Source organism: Sulfuritalea hydrogenivorans sk43H, assembly GCF_000828635.1.
GTDB classification, from domain to species: Bacteria; Pseudomonadota; Gammaproteobacteria; order Burkholderiales; family Rhodocyclaceae; genus Sulfuritalea; species Sulfuritalea hydrogenivorans.
In genome coordinates, this window is the sequence record NZ_AP012547.1 from 3,673,687 (window position 1) to 3,686,948 (window position 13,262).

At 66.1% G+C, this 13,262-nt stretch carries 16 protein-coding genes; all 16 read right to left on the reverse strand.

Annotation, left to right across the window (positions count from 1 at the left end; genetic code table 11):
• Positions 1–5: 5 nt before the first annotated feature.
• The 16 genes from ptsP to SUTH_RS17530 all read right to left on the reverse strand — a co-directional run bounded on the left by ptsP (position 6) and on the right by SUTH_RS17530 (position 13,253).
• The gene (gene ptsP, locus SUTH_RS17460) at positions 6–1,745 is read right to left on the reverse strand and encodes a phosphoenolpyruvate--protein phosphotransferase (protein WP_041101081.1); all 1,740 of its coding nucleotides are present in this window, start codon (positions 1,743–1,745) and stop codon (positions 6–8) included.
• Positions 1,742–2,011 carry an HPr family phosphocarrier protein gene (locus tag SUTH_RS17465; protein WP_041101082.1) on the reverse strand — a complete coding sequence of 90 codons (270 nt, stop codon included), beginning with the start codon at positions 2,009–2,011 and terminating at the stop codon, positions 1,742–1,744. The genes ptsP and SUTH_RS17465 overlap by 4 nt, the downstream gene beginning before the upstream one ends.
• Position 2,012: 1 nt before the next feature.
• Positions 2,013–2,402, reverse strand: a complete 390-nt coding sequence (locus tag SUTH_RS17470) for a PTS sugar transporter subunit IIA (RefSeq protein WP_041101083.1) — start codon at positions 2,400–2,402, stop codon at positions 2,013–2,015.
• A gap of 9 nt (positions 2,403–2,411) precedes the next feature.
• Positions 2,412–2,600, reverse strand: coding sequence for a hypothetical protein (locus SUTH_RS17475; protein ID WP_041101084.1), 189 nt, complete (start codon positions 2,598–2,600; stop codon positions 2,412–2,414).
• On the reverse strand, positions 2,597–2,770 hold the full coding sequence (locus SUTH_RS19770; protein WP_171817405.1) for a hypothetical protein: 174 nt from the start codon (positions 2,768–2,770) through the stop codon (positions 2,597–2,599). Before SUTH_RS19770 ends, SUTH_RS17475 begins: the two co-directional genes overlap by 4 nt.
• Positions 2,767–3,822 (reverse strand): FAD:protein FMN transferase, encoded by a 1,056-nt coding sequence (locus SUTH_RS17480; protein ID WP_052473761.1) that lies wholly within the window; start codon positions 3,820–3,822, stop codon positions 2,767–2,769. The genes SUTH_RS19770 and SUTH_RS17480 overlap by 4 nt, the downstream gene beginning before the upstream one ends.
• A complete protein-coding gene (gene gshB / locus SUTH_RS17485) occupies positions 3,798–4,814 on the reverse strand; it encodes a glutathione synthase (RefSeq protein WP_041101085.1) in 1,017 nt (338 codons plus the stop codon). The genes SUTH_RS17480 and gshB overlap by 25 nt, the downstream gene beginning before the upstream one ends.
• A gap of 119 nt (positions 4,815–4,933) precedes the next feature.
• Positions 4,934–6,223: a glutamate--cysteine ligase gene (gene gshA / locus SUTH_RS17490; RefSeq protein ID WP_041101086.1), complete on the reverse strand. Its 1,290-nt coding sequence runs from the start codon at positions 6,221–6,223 to the stop codon at positions 4,934–4,936.
• 87 nt (positions 6,224–6,310) lie between these two features.
• Positions 6,311–7,381, reverse strand: a complete 1,071-nt coding sequence (gene modC, locus SUTH_RS17495) for a molybdenum ABC transporter ATP-binding protein (protein ID WP_041101087.1) — start codon at positions 7,379–7,381, stop codon at positions 6,311–6,313.
• Positions 7,378–8,058 (reverse strand): molybdate ABC transporter permease subunit, encoded by a 681-nt coding sequence (gene modB / locus SUTH_RS17500; RefSeq protein WP_041101089.1) that lies wholly within the window; start codon positions 8,056–8,058, stop codon positions 7,378–7,380. Before modB ends, modC begins: the two co-directional genes overlap by 4 nt.
• A gap of 4 nt (positions 8,059–8,062) precedes the next feature.
• Complete coding sequence (gene modA, locus SUTH_RS17505) at positions 8,063–8,806, reverse strand: molybdate ABC transporter substrate-binding protein (RefSeq protein WP_041102563.1); 744 nt, start codon at positions 8,804–8,806, stop codon at positions 8,063–8,065.
• 67 nt (positions 8,807–8,873) lie between these two features.
• Positions 8,874–9,233: a winged helix-turn-helix domain-containing protein gene (locus SUTH_RS17510; RefSeq protein ID WP_041101091.1), complete on the reverse strand. Its 360-nt coding sequence runs from the start codon at positions 9,231–9,233 to the stop codon at positions 8,874–8,876.
• 102 nt (positions 9,234–9,335) lie between these two features.
• Complete coding sequence (locus SUTH_RS17515; RefSeq protein ID WP_041101093.1) at positions 9,336–10,520, reverse strand: Eco57I restriction-modification methylase domain-containing protein; 1,185 nt, start codon at positions 10,518–10,520, stop codon at positions 9,336–9,338.
• A 149-nt stretch (positions 10,521–10,669) separates the two neighbouring features.
• Positions 10,670–11,914, reverse strand: coding sequence for a pyridoxal-phosphate-dependent aminotransferase family protein (locus SUTH_RS17520; protein ID WP_041101095.1), 1,245 nt, complete (start codon positions 11,912–11,914; stop codon positions 10,670–10,672).
• Between the two features lie 72 nt (positions 11,915–11,986).
• The gene (locus SUTH_RS17525; RefSeq protein ID WP_041101097.1) at positions 11,987–12,313 is read right to left on the reverse strand and encodes a DUF2782 domain-containing protein; all 327 of its coding nucleotides are present in this window, start codon (positions 12,311–12,313) and stop codon (positions 11,987–11,989) included.
• 187 nt (positions 12,314–12,500) lie between these two features.
• On the reverse strand, positions 12,501–13,253 hold the full coding sequence (locus SUTH_RS17530; RefSeq protein ID WP_041102564.1) for an LOG family protein: 753 nt from the start codon (positions 13,251–13,253) through the stop codon (positions 12,501–12,503).
• Positions 13,254–13,262: the final 9 nt, after the last annotated feature.

Below are 13,262 nucleotides of genomic sequence, written 5' to 3' on the forward strand. Positions count from 1 at the left end.
GCGGCCTACAGGCGTTCGAGCTGCTCGCTGATCTTTTCCGGTTCGTCGAGCTTGAGCAAGCGCGCGACGCGAACCGCGAGCTGCGTCGCGTCGGACATCATGACCTGCTGCTTGACTTCGAGCAGTTGCGTCGGGTGCATGGAAAACTGGCGCAGGCCCATGCCCAGCAGCAGCTTGGTAAGCTTCGGGTCGCCGGCCATTTCGCCGCACACCGCGACCGGCATGCCGACCCGCTGCGCGCTCTGGATGGTCTGCGATATCAGCTTGAGCACGGCCGGGTGCAGCGGGTCGTAGAGGTGCGCGACCGAGCCGTCGGTGCGGTCGATGGCCAGGGTGTACTGGATCAGGTCGTTGGTGCCGATCGAAAGAAAATCCAGCCGGCGCAGGAAGGGTCCGAGCGACAGGGCGGCGGCGGGGATTTCGATCATGCCGCCGACTTCGAGCATGTCGAACTTGTGCCGCGATTCGCGCAACTGCATTTTGGCGAGCTCGATCAGCGACAGGGTCTGCTCGATCTCCACGGCATGCGCCAGCATCGGGATCAGCAATCGCACCTTGCCGTAATGCGAGGCGCGCAGGATGGCGCGCAACTGCGCCAGAAAAAGCTGCGGCTCGGCCAGGCAGAAGCGGATGGCGCGCAGGCCCAGCGCCGGGTTGGGCGCGGCGCGATTGCCGGCGCGATCGCGCAAGGCGCGGGCTTCCTTGTCGGCGCCGATGTCCAGCGTGCGGATGGTGACCGGCTTGCCGGCGAGCGCCTTGACCACGCTGCGATAGGCCTCGAACTGCTCGTCTTCGCCGGGCAGCTCGTCACGATTCATGAAGAGGAATTCGGTGCGGAACAGGCCGACGCCGTCGGCGCCGACATCCCGCGCGCTTTCGGCGTCCTGCGGCAATTCGATGTTGGCATGCAGCTCGATCTCCTCGCCGTCCAGCGTGCGCGAACGGCCGGTGACCAGGCGCTTGAGCTTGGAGCGTTCGAGTTCGAGTTCGGTCTTGCGGAAGCGGTATTCCTGCAGCACGCCGGCGTCGGGGTCGACGATCAGCACGCCGCGCGTGCCGTCGACGATCAGCAGGTCGTCGTCCTGGATCAGCGGCCGCGCGTGCTGCATGCCGACCACCGCCGGGATGGCAAGGCTGCGCGCGACGATGGCGGTGTGCGAGGTGGCACCGCCCAGATCGGTGACGAAGCCGCCGATCTTCAAGCTCTTGAACTGGATGGTGTCGGCCGGCGAAAGGTCGTTGGCGACGACGATCAGCTCGACATCGGCGGCGACGGTCTTGCGCCGCGACAGCTTGCGCGCCTTGCCCTGCAGCACCTTGAGCACGCGCTCGACCACCTGCACGATGTCCTGCTTGCGTTCGCGCAGGTAGGCGTCCTCGAATTCGTCGAACTGGTCCACCGCCTGCTGCATCTGCTGCACCAGGGCCCATTCGGCATTGCAGCGGCGATCGCGGATCAGGTCGCGCGCCGCCTCGGTCAGGGCGGGATCGGCGAGGATCATGGCGTGCAGGTCGACGAAGGCGGACAGCTCGGCCGGCGCGCCGGGCACGCTGGCCTCGCTGCGCAGGGCGTCGAGTTCGGCGCGCGCAATCGCCACGGCCTTGTCGAAGCGGATCAGCTCGCCCACCACGTCGCGCTCGCGCAACTGGTACTGCGCGACCTCGAACCTGGCGTGCGACACCAGGTGCGCGCGGCCGATCGCAATGCCGCCGGATACAGCCTGGCCGTGGAGGCTGAAGGTCACTCGCCCTCGCCGAACTTGTTGGCGATCAGCGCCAGCATGGCCTGCATGGCTTCATCGGCGCGTTCGCCTTCGGTATCGATGATCACGGTGGCGCCCTTGCCGGCGGCCAGCATCATCACGCCCATGATGCTCTTGGCGTTGATGCGGCGGCTGCCCCGCTCCATCCACACTTCGCAGGGAAAGGAACCGGCGAGCTGGGTCAGCTTGGCCGAGGCGCGGGCATGCAGGCCCAGTTTGTTGGTGATTTCGGCTTCGATGCGTGGCATGTCAGTGTTTCAGCATGTTGAGGACGCCGTCGCGGCCACCGGCGACCGTTCGGGTGATCAGGGTTTCCATGTCCTTGTCGCGGTAGGCAATCGCGCGCAGCAGCATCGGCAGATTGACGCCGGCAACGCCTTCGATGCGGCCCGGCTCGAGAAGTTTCATCGCCAGGTTGGAGGGCGTGGCGCCATAGATGTCGGTGAGGATCAGGACACCGCGCCCGCTGTCGACCAGCTTCAGCATGTCCCGCGCCAGCGGCAGCGCATCGAGCGGATCGTCCTGCGCGGCGACGCCCAGTTGCGCGATCTGCAGGGGCCGCTTGTTGAGCACGTGGCAGGCGCACTGGATCAGCGCTTCGCCGTAGGTGCTGTGGGTGAGGAGGAATATGCCGACCATCCTTTAATTCTAACGGATCACGATCCAGCCCAGCGCGAGGATGGCGGCAAGAATCAGCACTATCGACAGCCGCCGCGCCCAGCGCTGCTTGCCGGCTTCCAGCGCATTGTCGGCGTCGACGATGCGGCGGATGCGCCGCAGTGCGGCGATGCCGACGGTGCGGCGCACGGCGCGGCGGATTTCGGGATCGTCGTTCATTCAATTTTCCGCAGATTTCGCAGATTTTCGCAGATTAAAAAGCGGTAGCTCATCGGCTTGGAGGTGTTTGGCGGCGGGCCAGAAGGATGACGAGTCAGGCGCGCCAAGCGGGTTGATCCATCTGCGCAAATCTGCGAAATCTGCGGACCAACTGCATTTTCAAGCTTCACGGCACCGCCTCCAGCTTCAGGTCGGGAACCTCGATCTTGAGGCGCGCCTGCATCGCCGGCGTGGCGCTCGCCGTACCGTCAGCGCCGACTCTCAGCACCGCATCGACGCCGAGCTTTTTGGCCATGCCGCGCCATTCGCGGCCGGCGATGAAAATCGGCTTGGACAGCGCGTCGGAGCGCATGCCGGCGCCCGGCCCCGGCGCGATCAGCACCGTCACCGCCTGGGTGGCGTCGGCGGGAATCCCGGTGCGCGGATCGAGCAGGTGGCAGTAGCGGCGGCCGGCCACTTCGAAGTAGCGGTGGTAGTCGCCCGAGGTGCCGATGGCTTCGCCGTCCTTCAATTCCAGCGTGGCCAGCGGCGCGCCGCCGACGCCCTGCGGCCGCGGATGCTGGATGCCGATGCGCCAGTGCGTGCCGGCCGCATCACGGGTGCCGAGCGCCATGACGTTGCCGCCGATGTTGATCAGGGCGTTGGCCACGCCATCCTGCTTGAGCGAGGCGACGGCGCGGTCAAGCGCGACGCCCTTGAGATAACCGCCGAAGTCCAGCGCAACGCTCCTGTTGCGGCTGTCGACACGATTGCCTTCCAGGCGCAGATCGGCGATCGAGGGATGCCGAGCCAGCAGCGCGTGGACCGCCGCCGAATCCGGCAGGCGCGCCTGGATGTCGTCGGTGTGAAAGCCCCACAGCGCGATCAGCCGGCCGATGCCGGGATCGAACAGATGGTCGCCGGCGGCGGCGGCGGCTTGCGCTTCGCGGATGAAGGCGGCGAACTCGGGCGTGACATCGTGCGTGCGTCCGGCGGCAATGGACTGGTTCAAGGCCGAGAGTTCGGAGGGCTGCCAGGCGTGGTAAGTGCGGTGCAGGCGGTCGAAGTCCTGCAGCACGCGGGCGCCGGCGGCGCGGGCCTGCGCTTCGGGCACGCCGGCGATCAGCACTTCGACGCGGGTGCCGAACACATAGGATTCCTGCCGCCACGGCGCCGGCTGCCCGCACGCGGCAAGCAGCCAAATCGTGGCGAGCAGGATCAGGAGGCGGCGGACGTTCGGCACTCCCTTTCCAGGGCGTCGATGGCCAGCGCGGCGACGTCGAACTTCATCTGCTGTGCGATCTCGACAAAGCAGGTCGGGCTGGTGACGTTGATCTCGGTGAGGCAGTCTCCGATCACGTCGAGGCCAACGATCAGGAGGCCGCGCGCCCAGAGAGTCGGCGCCAGCGCCTCGGCGATTTCGCGGTCGCGACCCAGCAGCGGCCGTGCCACGCCCTTGCCGCCGGCGGCGAGGTTGCCGCGGGATTCGCCGGGCTTCGGAATGCGCGCCAGGCAGTAGGGCACGGGCTCGCCGGCGATCAGCAGGATGCGCTTGTCGCCGTGCGTGATGGCCGGCAGGTAGCGCTGCGCCATGATGCTGCGCGCGCCGAAGTTGGTCAGGGTTTCGACGATGACGTTGCGATTGGGGTCGTTTTTCAGCACGCGGAAAATGCTGCTGCCGCCCATGCCGTCGAGCGGCTTGAGGATCACGTCGCCGAGTTCGTCGATGAAGGCGTGGATGTCGTCCGGATCACGGGCGATCAGCGTGGTCGGCGTGTATTGCGGGAATTCGGTGATTGCGACTTTTTCGGAATGGTCGCGGATGGCACGCGGCTTGTTCCAGATGCGCGCGCCCTGGCTTTCCGCGCGTTCCAGCAGCCAGGTGGCGGCGACGTATTCGAAATCGAAGGGCGGGTCCTGGCGCATCAGCACGGCGTCCCAGGCGGTCAGCGGCAGCACGGCTTCTTCGGCGACGGCGTACCACGCCGTGTCGTCATCCGCTACGGCGAGGAGAGCGTCTTTTGCTCGACCGCCTTGTAGCGCAGGGGCTTTATCAGCGCCGACTTTCAGGCGCTGCGCGCGCGCCGCGACGACGCCGTCGCGCCAGGTCAGTGCCGCGCGCTGGATGGCCCATACCTCGTGGCCGCGCTTCGCCGCGCAGCGCATCATGGCCACGCTCGAATCCTTGTAGGCCTTGAGGCCTTCCAGCGGATCGAGGATGAAGGCAAGCTTCATGCAAAAAACCTCAGATCGATCCGCAGATTTCGCAGATGAGCGCAGATTTGAAGAACCAGATTTTCATCTGCGTTAATCTGCGAAATCTGCGGATCAAATGTATTTTTCAGATTCATGGCTCACTCGCGCGGCGCGGCGCGTTCGAGTTCGAGCGAGGCGGCCAGCATGGCCAGCCGCGCCACCACGCCGTAGGCATAAAAGCGGTTGGGCGGCGCGTCGGGGCCGAGCTGGGCATCGGGCAGGCTGCAGCCGGTCTCGAAGGCCAGCGGCTTGAAGGTCATGCCCGGCGCGTTGAGGTTCTCGTCGATGCCGCGCGCGGTATTGACGCGGTAGAAGCCGCCGACCACATAGCGGTCGATCATGTACACCACCGGCTCGGCGCTGCCTTCGTCGACGCGCTCGAAGGTCGGCACGCCTTCCTGGATGATGACTTCGGTGACCGCCATGCCTTCCTTGACCACCGCCATCTTGTTGCGCTGCTTGCGGTTGAGGTTCTTCACTTCGCTGGCGTCCTTCACCGTCATGATGCCCATGCCGTAGGTGCCGGCGTCGGCCTTGACGATGACGAAGGGCTCGGACTCGATGCCGTATTCCTTGTATTTGGCGCGCATGCGGTAGAGCAGCGTGTCGATGTTGGCGGCGAGGCATTCCTCGCCGGCGCGCTCGTGGAAATTGATCTTGCCGCAGACTTCGAATTCCGGATTGATCAGCCACGGGTCGATGCCGATCTCGCTGGCGAAACTGATCGCCACGTCCTGATAGGCGGCGAAATGCCGCGACTTGCGGCGCACGTGCCAACCGGCCCACAGCGGCGGAATCAGGAACTGCTCGTTGATGTTCTGCAACAGCTCGGGCACGCCGCCCGAGAGGTCGTTGTTGAGCAGCACGGCGCAGGGATCGAAGCCTTCCAGCCCGAGCCGGCGGCCGGCGCTGCCGATGCGCTTCAGCGGTTCCAGCACCAGCTTCTGCCCGTCCGGCAGGTCAAGCGTGGTGGATTCCGTGATCTCAGGCAGCAGGCTGCCGATGCGCACGTTCAAGCCCGTGTGGTGCAGGATGGTGGCCAGGCGCGCCACGTTCATCAGGTAGAACTGGTTGCGCGTGTGGTTCTCCGGCACCAGCAGGAGGTTGCGCGCCTCGGGGCAGATCTTCTCGATCGCCGACATCGCGGCCTGCACGCACAGCGGCAGGAAGTCGGGATTCAGGTTGTTGAAACCGCCGGGAAACAGGTTGGTATCAACCGGCGCCAGCTTGAAGCCGGCATTGCGCAGATCGACCGAGCTGTAAAACGGCGGCGTGTGCTCCAGCCACTGCGTGCGCAGCCAGCGCTCGACCGTGGTGTCGTTGTCGAGGATGCGCCGTTCGAGTTCGAGCAGCGGGCCGGTCAGCGCCGTGGTGAGGTGGGGAACCATGGGTGGGGTATGGGATTCATGAACGATGGCCAATGGCAAAGTGTAGCAGCCCCGACCCGTTCCGGACGGCGGGTCGCCGGGCCGCGCCTACTTCAGCAGGGCGACGCCCTTGATCTGGGCATGGACATCCAGGCCCGGCCTCAGGCCGAGCGCATCGACCGATTTGCGCGTGATGCGGGCGAGGATCGTGGTGCCGCCCAGATCGAGGCTCACCACGCACTGGCTGGCACCGGCCGGGGTGATGTCCGCGACCCGCGCCGGCAGGATGTTGATGATGCTGGTCCCGGTTTGCGCCGCCAGGGTGATGCTGACGTCGCGTGCGAGGACCCGCACCCGCACCCGCTGACCGACGTCGCGCGCCTGGCGCGGCAGGCTCAGCCGGCCGCCCGGAAATTCGACCGTCGTCAGCTGGTAGCTTTCGTCGTGAGCCGCGACGCCGGCCTCGATCAGGGCGCCTTCTGCGTCGTCGCGCGACAGGCGCAGGTCGGTGCGCGCCATGAGCTCGATGATCGAGCCCTGCGCCGCCACCCGCCCGGCATCGAGCACCACCATGTGATCGGCCAGGCGCGCGACTTCGTCGATGGCATGGCTGACATACAGCACCGGAATGTCGAGCGTGTCGTGCAGGCGCTCAAGGTAGGGCAGGACTTCCTGCTTGCGCGCCTGGTCCAGCGCGGCCAGCGGCTCGTCCAGCAGCAGCAGGCGCGGGCTGACGCCCAGCGCGCGGGCGATGGCGACGCGCTGCCGCTCGCCGCCCGAAAGCCGGTCCGGCTTGCGCTCCATCAGGTGGCCGATGCCGAGCAGCCCGATGACGTCGTCGAGCGCCACCTTGCGCGATGACGCCGGTATGCGACTGAGGCCGTAGTCGAGATTGCGCCGCACGTCCAGGTGCGGAAACAGGCGGGCGTCCTGGAATACATAGCCGAGCGGGCGCGCGTGCGTCGGCAGGAAGGTTTGCGCGTCCTGCCAGACGCCATCATCCACCGCCAGATAGCCGTCCGCCGCCCTTTCCAGCCCGGCGATCAGGCGCAGCAAAGTAGTCTTGCCCGAGCCGGACGGACCGAAGATGGCGCTCACCCCACGCGCAGGCAGGCGCAAGTCGACATCGAGGCCGAAGCCCGGATAGTCGTGGCGGAAGCGGGCGGCCAGTTCGTTCATGTGCGCAGCATCGTCGCGCGACGATTGAAGGCGTAGAGCAGGAACAGCGTGAGGAAGGAGAAGCCCATCAGCACGATGGCGAGTTCATGGGCCTGGCCGTATTCCAGTGCCTCGACGTAGTCGTAGATCTGCACCGAGACCACGCGCGTCTGCCCCGGAATGTTGCCGCCGACCATCAGCACCACGCCGAATTCGCCCACCGTGTGCGCGAAGCCGAGCACGGCGGCGATGATGAAGCCCGGCCGCGCCAGTGGCAGGGCCACGGTGAAGAAGCGGTCGCGCGGGGTGGCGCGCAAGGTGGCGGCCGCTTCGAGCAGGCCGGGGCCGATCGCGGCGAAGGCGTTCTGGATCGGCTGCACCACGAAGGGCAGCGAATAGAACACCGAGGCGACGACAAGGCCGGTAAAAGTAAAGGGAAGCGTGCCCAGGCCCAGCGCCTGTGTCAGCTGCCCGACCGGCCCGTGCGGCCCCATCGCCACCAGCAGGTAGAAGCCCAGCACCGACGGCGGCAGCACGATGGGCAGGGCGACCACGGCCTCGACCGGCGCCTTCAGCCACGAACGGGTAGTCGCCAGCCACCACGCGATCGGCGTGCCGATCAGCAGCAGCAGGGCCGTGACCACCGACGCCAGCTTTACCGTCAGCAGGATGGCCTCGAGGTTGGCGGCGGCGAACATGGCGTTACTGGTAGCCGTGGGCGCGGATGATGGCCTGCGCCCGCCGCCCGCGCAGGTAGCGCAGCAGGGCGTTGGCGGCGGCCTTGTCGCGGCCGGGATTGAGGATCACCGCATCCTGGCGGATGGGCCGGTGCATCCCGGCGGGAACGATCCAGGCCGAGCCGGCGCCGATGCGTCCGTCCTTCATGACTTGCGAGAGGGCGACGAAGCCCAGCTCGGCATTGCCGGACACCACGAACTGATGGGTCTGCGCGATGTTCTCGCCCTGGACGAACTTCGCGCGCAAGCTCGCGGCGAGGCCGAGTTTTTCAAGCGTCTCCATCGCCGCCGCGCCGTAGGGCGCCAGTTTCGGATTCGCCAGCGCCAGATGCGCGAATGCCCCGCGCGACAGCACCTCGCCTTTGGCATCGACGAAATCGGGGCGCGCCGACCACAGCGCCAGCGTCCCCACGGCATAGGTGAAGCGGCTTCCCGCTTCCGCCAGACCTTCCTGCTCCAGCTTCGCCGGCGTTTCATCATCCGCCGACAAAAAGACCTGGAAGGGCGCGCCGTTTTTGATCTGGGCGTAAAACTTTCCCGTGGCCCCGAAGGACAGCTGCGCCTTGTGTCCCGTGAGCTTCTCGAATTCGGCGACGATGGCCTTCATCGGCGCCGTGAAGTTGGCGGCCACCGCCACCTGCACCTCCTCGGCGTGCGCCAGCGGCGCCAGCGCCAGCGTGGCCAGGAAGAAGAAGGTGTTGCGAGTCATTGCATTGCTCTCCATAAAAGAGATTCGCTATGTTTCATAGTACATATCGACGACACAAGAAATCGTCCTAGGCTTCGTTGGCGCCCACCATCAGCCGCGCCAGGGCTTTCATCTCGGCCGCCACGGCCATGGCGGCCTTGGTTTCCATGGCGCGGTAGCGCGCCAGCACGTCCACGCCGAATTCGGTGACGCGCGCGCCGCCGCCGCCGGCGCCGCCGGTCAGCGTCTCCACCAGCGGCGAGCGGAAGGAACGATTCATCACCTCGACCAGGTTCCATGCCCGGCGATAGGACATGCCCAGCTCGCGGCCCGCGGCGGAGATCGAGCCGCTGCGGGCAATGGCCTCAAGCAGGTCGGCCTTCCCCGGGCCGAGGGCGATTTCGGCGCCGAGCAGGATGCGCAATCTGGGTTTCGCTGGTTTGGACATGGCGTGGCGACATCGTTGCCGTTTCGATATATACGGCAAAGCATAGCGAAAACCGGCCGCGTTGTCCAAGGCAGATGTCCTGGCGGATGCTTCGGGTAAAGCCTAGATCAGGCCCTTGACCGCAAATTCGGCAAAGGCTTCCGGCAGCAGGGCTTGCTCGAGGCTGCGCTGCGAAAACAGGAAGCGGCCGTCGCAGACGAAGCCGAGTTCGTGCCAATCGACCTCGTTGAGCATCGCGGTCAGGCGCTTGAGCTCGGCGGCTTTCAGTTTCGTCCGATGCGGGAACAGCGCCAGCACCGCGCCGTCGTAGTTGTCGCAGGGATGGAGGAAGAAGGGCTGCGGATTGCGCGTCTTGCCATTCACGTAGATGCGTGGCGCATCGGTAACGAAATGGCGACGCCCCCACTTCCACCAGTTCGATTCGTCGAAGCGCGTCACGCGGCGCGCCAGCAGGCGCTCCTTGAACGGTTCCAGATACGGCAGCGGGCCTTCGCGGTCGAGGTAGACCATGCGCCGCGTCTCGCCGGTCTGCGCGGTTTTCGAGCAGACGAAATCCGCGTTGGCGAACTCCTCGTTGCTGAATATCTCGTCGGCACCGGACACCGCGCCGACCCTGACGGCGAACACGCTGGCCAGCGGCAGGCTGTAGATGCCGCGGGTGAACATCAGTTGCCCGCCGGAGAGCGCCATGCGCCGCCCGTCCGTCAGGCGATGGCTGGCATTGCCTTTTTCGAAGCGCCAGATGGCGCAATTGGGCGTGGCGCCGGCAAAGATTTTCGCGTCGCCGAGATCTTCGAAATCGGTGATGGTGCCGTGGTCGAACAGCCAGGTGTTGAGACGTCCGGCGCCGGTAGCCTTGAGGAAATCGCGCGGCGTGATGAGGATCAGCTCGCCGCCGGGGGCGAGGTGGCGCACGCACTTCTCGATGAAATGCAGGTAGAGGTTGGCGTGGCCGTCGAGCAGGCTGGAGCCGAGGCGCAGCGCGGTTTCCGGCAGGATGTCGCGCGCCTTGACGTAGGGCGGGTTGCCGATGACGGTGGCGAACTGCTCGGACTCCGGGTAGGCGAAGAAATCGATGTTGAGCGCGCCTTCGGGGCAGTGCGCGGCATCCAGTTCGATCGCCACGCAACCGGGGATGCGCGCCGAAAACGCGCCGTCGCCGCAGGCCGGATCAAGCGCGCGGCCGTGGTTTCGCCGCAGGGCGAGCATGCGGTCGACGATCGCGGACGGTGTGAACACCTGCCCGTAACGGGCGATGTCGCGCGGTGCGGATTCCGGGGTTGTCACAGAAGTCGGCGCTGGCGCTGCGGCGACCACGGCACCTCGACTGCCTCTCCCCCCGACCCCCTCCCCGAGGGAAGGGGCGATTCCGGTTCGCCGCTGACGCGGCTCCATGTCTTGGGCTGCACCGCCTTGGGACGGCCCGGCGGCGGCGTTCATGCCGGTTTCTTGCCCGCCTTGGCCTTGGCCGCCGCCGCGTGCTGCGCGGCATAGGCCTGGTGCGCCGCGGCTTCGGCCTGGCCGACTTCGACCGCGCAGCCCATGTCGGACAGCACGGAACCCAGCGCGGAGAGCGAGAGCATGACGTTCTCGGCCTTGCAGGAATAGCCCATGAGGCCGAAGCGCCAGATCTTGCCTGCGAGCGGGCCGAGGCCGGCGCCGATTTCGAGGTTGAATTCGGCGAGCAGGCGCTTCCTCACTTCGGCTTCGGCGATGCCTTCCGGCACATGCACGGCGTTCATCTGCGGCAGTCGTGCGCCTTCGCGGACGACGAACTTGAGGCCCATGGCTTCGAGGCCGGCCTTGATCGCCAGGTGGTGGCGCTGGTGGCGCGCCCAGGCGTGTTCGAGGCCTTCTTCGCGCAGCAGCAGCAGGGCTTCGTGCAGGGCGTAGAGGCTGTTGCCCGGCGCGGTGTGGTGGTAGGTGCGCTGGGTTTCGCCCCAGTAGGCCATCACCAGGTTGAGGTCCATGAACCAGCTTTGCACCTTGCTCTTGCGCGCCTTGACGCGGGCGATCGCGGCCTCCGAGAAGGACACCGGGGAGAGGCCCGGCGTGCACGACAGGCATTTCTGGCTGGCGGAATAGATCGCATCGGCGCCCCACTCGTCGGTCAGCACCGGCGTGCCGCCGAGGGAAGTGACGGCATCGACGATGCTCAGTGCGCCGGCCTGCTTCGCCAGCGCGATCAGGGTCTTGGCATCGGACTGCGCGCCGGTGGAGGTTTCGGCGTGCACGAAGGCGACGATTTTCGTATCGGGGTGGGCCTTCAGCGCATCGGCCAGCTTCTGCGGATCGACGGGTTCGCCCCAGGTATCCTCGACCACGACGCAGACGCCGCCGGCGCGTTCGACGTTCTCGATCATGCGCCCGCCGAAGACGCCGTTGCGGCAGACGATGACCTTGTCGCCGCGCTCGACCAGATTGACGAAGCAGGTTTCCATGCCGACCGAACCGGGGCCGGAGACGGGGAAAGTCAGCGGGTTCTTCGTCTGATACGTATAACGCAGCAGGTCCTTCAATTCTTCCATCATGCCGACGAAAATCGGGTCGAGGTAGCCGATCACCGGCTGGCCCAGCGCGGCAATGGTGCGCGGATGCATTTCCGACGGGCCGGGGCCCATCAGGGTGCGCAGCGGCGGATGGAAGGAGGCGATCTTCTTCGGCGAGGGCAGTAGCGTCATGGTTCGGGAATCACTCGGGTATCAGAAAAAATCCCGGCGCGGGGCCGGGATCGGGATTGCAGCGGATGGAGATCAGAACGTGCCGATCACCCACATCGGCACGCGCAGGCCGGAGTCGCGCACATCCTGACGGCTCCAGATGCCATTGCCGGCGTTGTCGATCAGGTAGTAGGGCACGCCGTGCGGCGGCGTGACTTTCATCATGTAGAGCTTGCCGCTCATGCGGAACTCTTCGACCTTGTCTTCGCCGCGCTTGGTGATGGTGACCTGCGGCTCCAGCGCTTCGTTCAAGCCGGCCGGCGGCGGTGGCGGCTCGGGGATGGGCTCCAGCTTGGGCCGGGTCTGCGCGGCAACGCTCAGCGCAAGGGTGGAAAGCAATAAGGCGATCAAGCGGCGCATGGCATGTCCTTAACGTGAAACAACTCGTTCGGAGCGATGGGTGATAGCCGAGCGAAGCGAGCAAATCAGTAGCCTCCCCGTGAGGGGAGGATGGGAGGGGCGGGCCTTCAATTCGCTTTTCACGTGTTTCATCATCAGGGATGATCGCCACTGCTGCATGAACGTTAGGGGAATTGCCGTGAGTTTATCAAAGGTTCAGCAGCAATTCGTGCTCTTCCGGCAGCGGGCCGAAACCGCGAGCCTCGTAGTGGTCGAAGATTGCCGCGACCACCGCCTCCGGTTCGTCAATGACCTGCAGCAGATCGACGTCTTCGGGATTGATCATGTTCTCGGCCACCAGACGGGCACGGAACCAGTCGATGAGGCCGGCCCAGAACTCGGTACCGACCAGGATCAGCGGAATGCGCGGCGTCTTGCCGGTCTGGATCAGCGTCAGGGCTTCGAGCAGTTCGTCCAGCGTGCCGAAGCCGCCGGGCATCACCACATAGGCCGCCGCGACCTTGACGAACATGTATTTGCGGGCGAAGAAGTGACGAAAGGTTTGCGAGATGTCCTGATAGTGATTGGCCTTCTGCTCGTGCGGGAGCTGGATGTTGAGGCCGATCGACATGCTCTTGCCTTCGAAGGCGCCCTTGTTGGCCGCCTCCATGACGCCGGGACCGCCGCCGGAGACCACCGAAAAGCCCGCATCGGAAAGCAGGCGGGCGATTTTTTCGGTGAGCTGGTAGTTGCTCGAATCCCGTGCAATCCGCGCGCTGCCGAAGATCGACACGGCCGGCCGCACCTCGGCCAGGCGCTCGGTCGCCTCGACGAACTCTGCCATAATGCCGAACACCCGCCAGGCTTCGCGCGCGCTGGTCGCGGTCTGCCGGGCAGGGGCGGCATCCAGACTCAGCGTTCCCTTTGCCCGGCTCTTGGGTAGTTTTTCCTTCTCGTTCATTTCGCTGCT

Coding starts and splice junctions, on each gene's coding strand:
- SUTH_RS17525 (WP_041101097.1), bottom strand. CDS start 12,313: ATGCGCCGCTTGATCGCCTTATTGCTTTCCACCCTTGCGCTGAGCGTT.
- modA (WP_041102563.1), bottom strand. CDS start 8,806: ATGACTCGCAACACCTTCTTCTTCCTGGCCACGCTGGCGCTGGCGCCG.
- gshB (WP_041101085.1), bottom strand. CDS start 4,814: ATGAAGCTTGCCTTCATCCTCGATCCGCTGGAAGGCCTCAAGGCCTAC.
- modB (WP_041101089.1), bottom strand. CDS start 8,058: ATGTTCGCCGCCGCCAACCTCGAGGCCATCCTGCTGACGGTAAAGCTG.
- SUTH_RS17465 (WP_041101082.1), bottom strand. CDS start 2,011: ATGCCACGCATCGAAGCCGAAATCACCAACAAACTGGGCCTGCATGCC.
- SUTH_RS17475 (WP_041101084.1), bottom strand. CDS start 2,600: ATGAACGACGATCCCGAAATCCGCCGCGCCGTGCGCCGCACCGTCGGC.
- modC (WP_041101087.1), bottom strand. CDS start 7,381: ATGAACGAACTGGCCGCCCGCTTCCGCCACGACTATCCGGGCTTCGGC.
- SUTH_RS17470 (WP_041101083.1), bottom strand. CDS start 2,402: ATGGTCGGCATATTCCTCCTCACCCACAGCACCTACGGCGAAGCGCTG.
- SUTH_RS17510 (WP_041101091.1), bottom strand. CDS start 9,233: ATGTCCAAACCAGCGAAACCCAGATTGCGCATCCTGCTCGGCGCCGAA.
- SUTH_RS17520 (WP_041101095.1), bottom strand. CDS start 11,914: ATGACGCTACTGCCCTCGCCGAAGAAGATCGCCTCCTTCCATCCGCCG.
- SUTH_RS17530 (WP_041102564.1), bottom strand. CDS start 13,253: ATGAACGAGAAGGAAAAACTACCCAAGAGCCGGGCAAAGGGAACGCTG.
- gshA (WP_041101086.1), bottom strand. CDS start 6,223: ATGGTTCCCCACCTCACCACGGCGCTGACCGGCCCGCTGCTCGAACTC.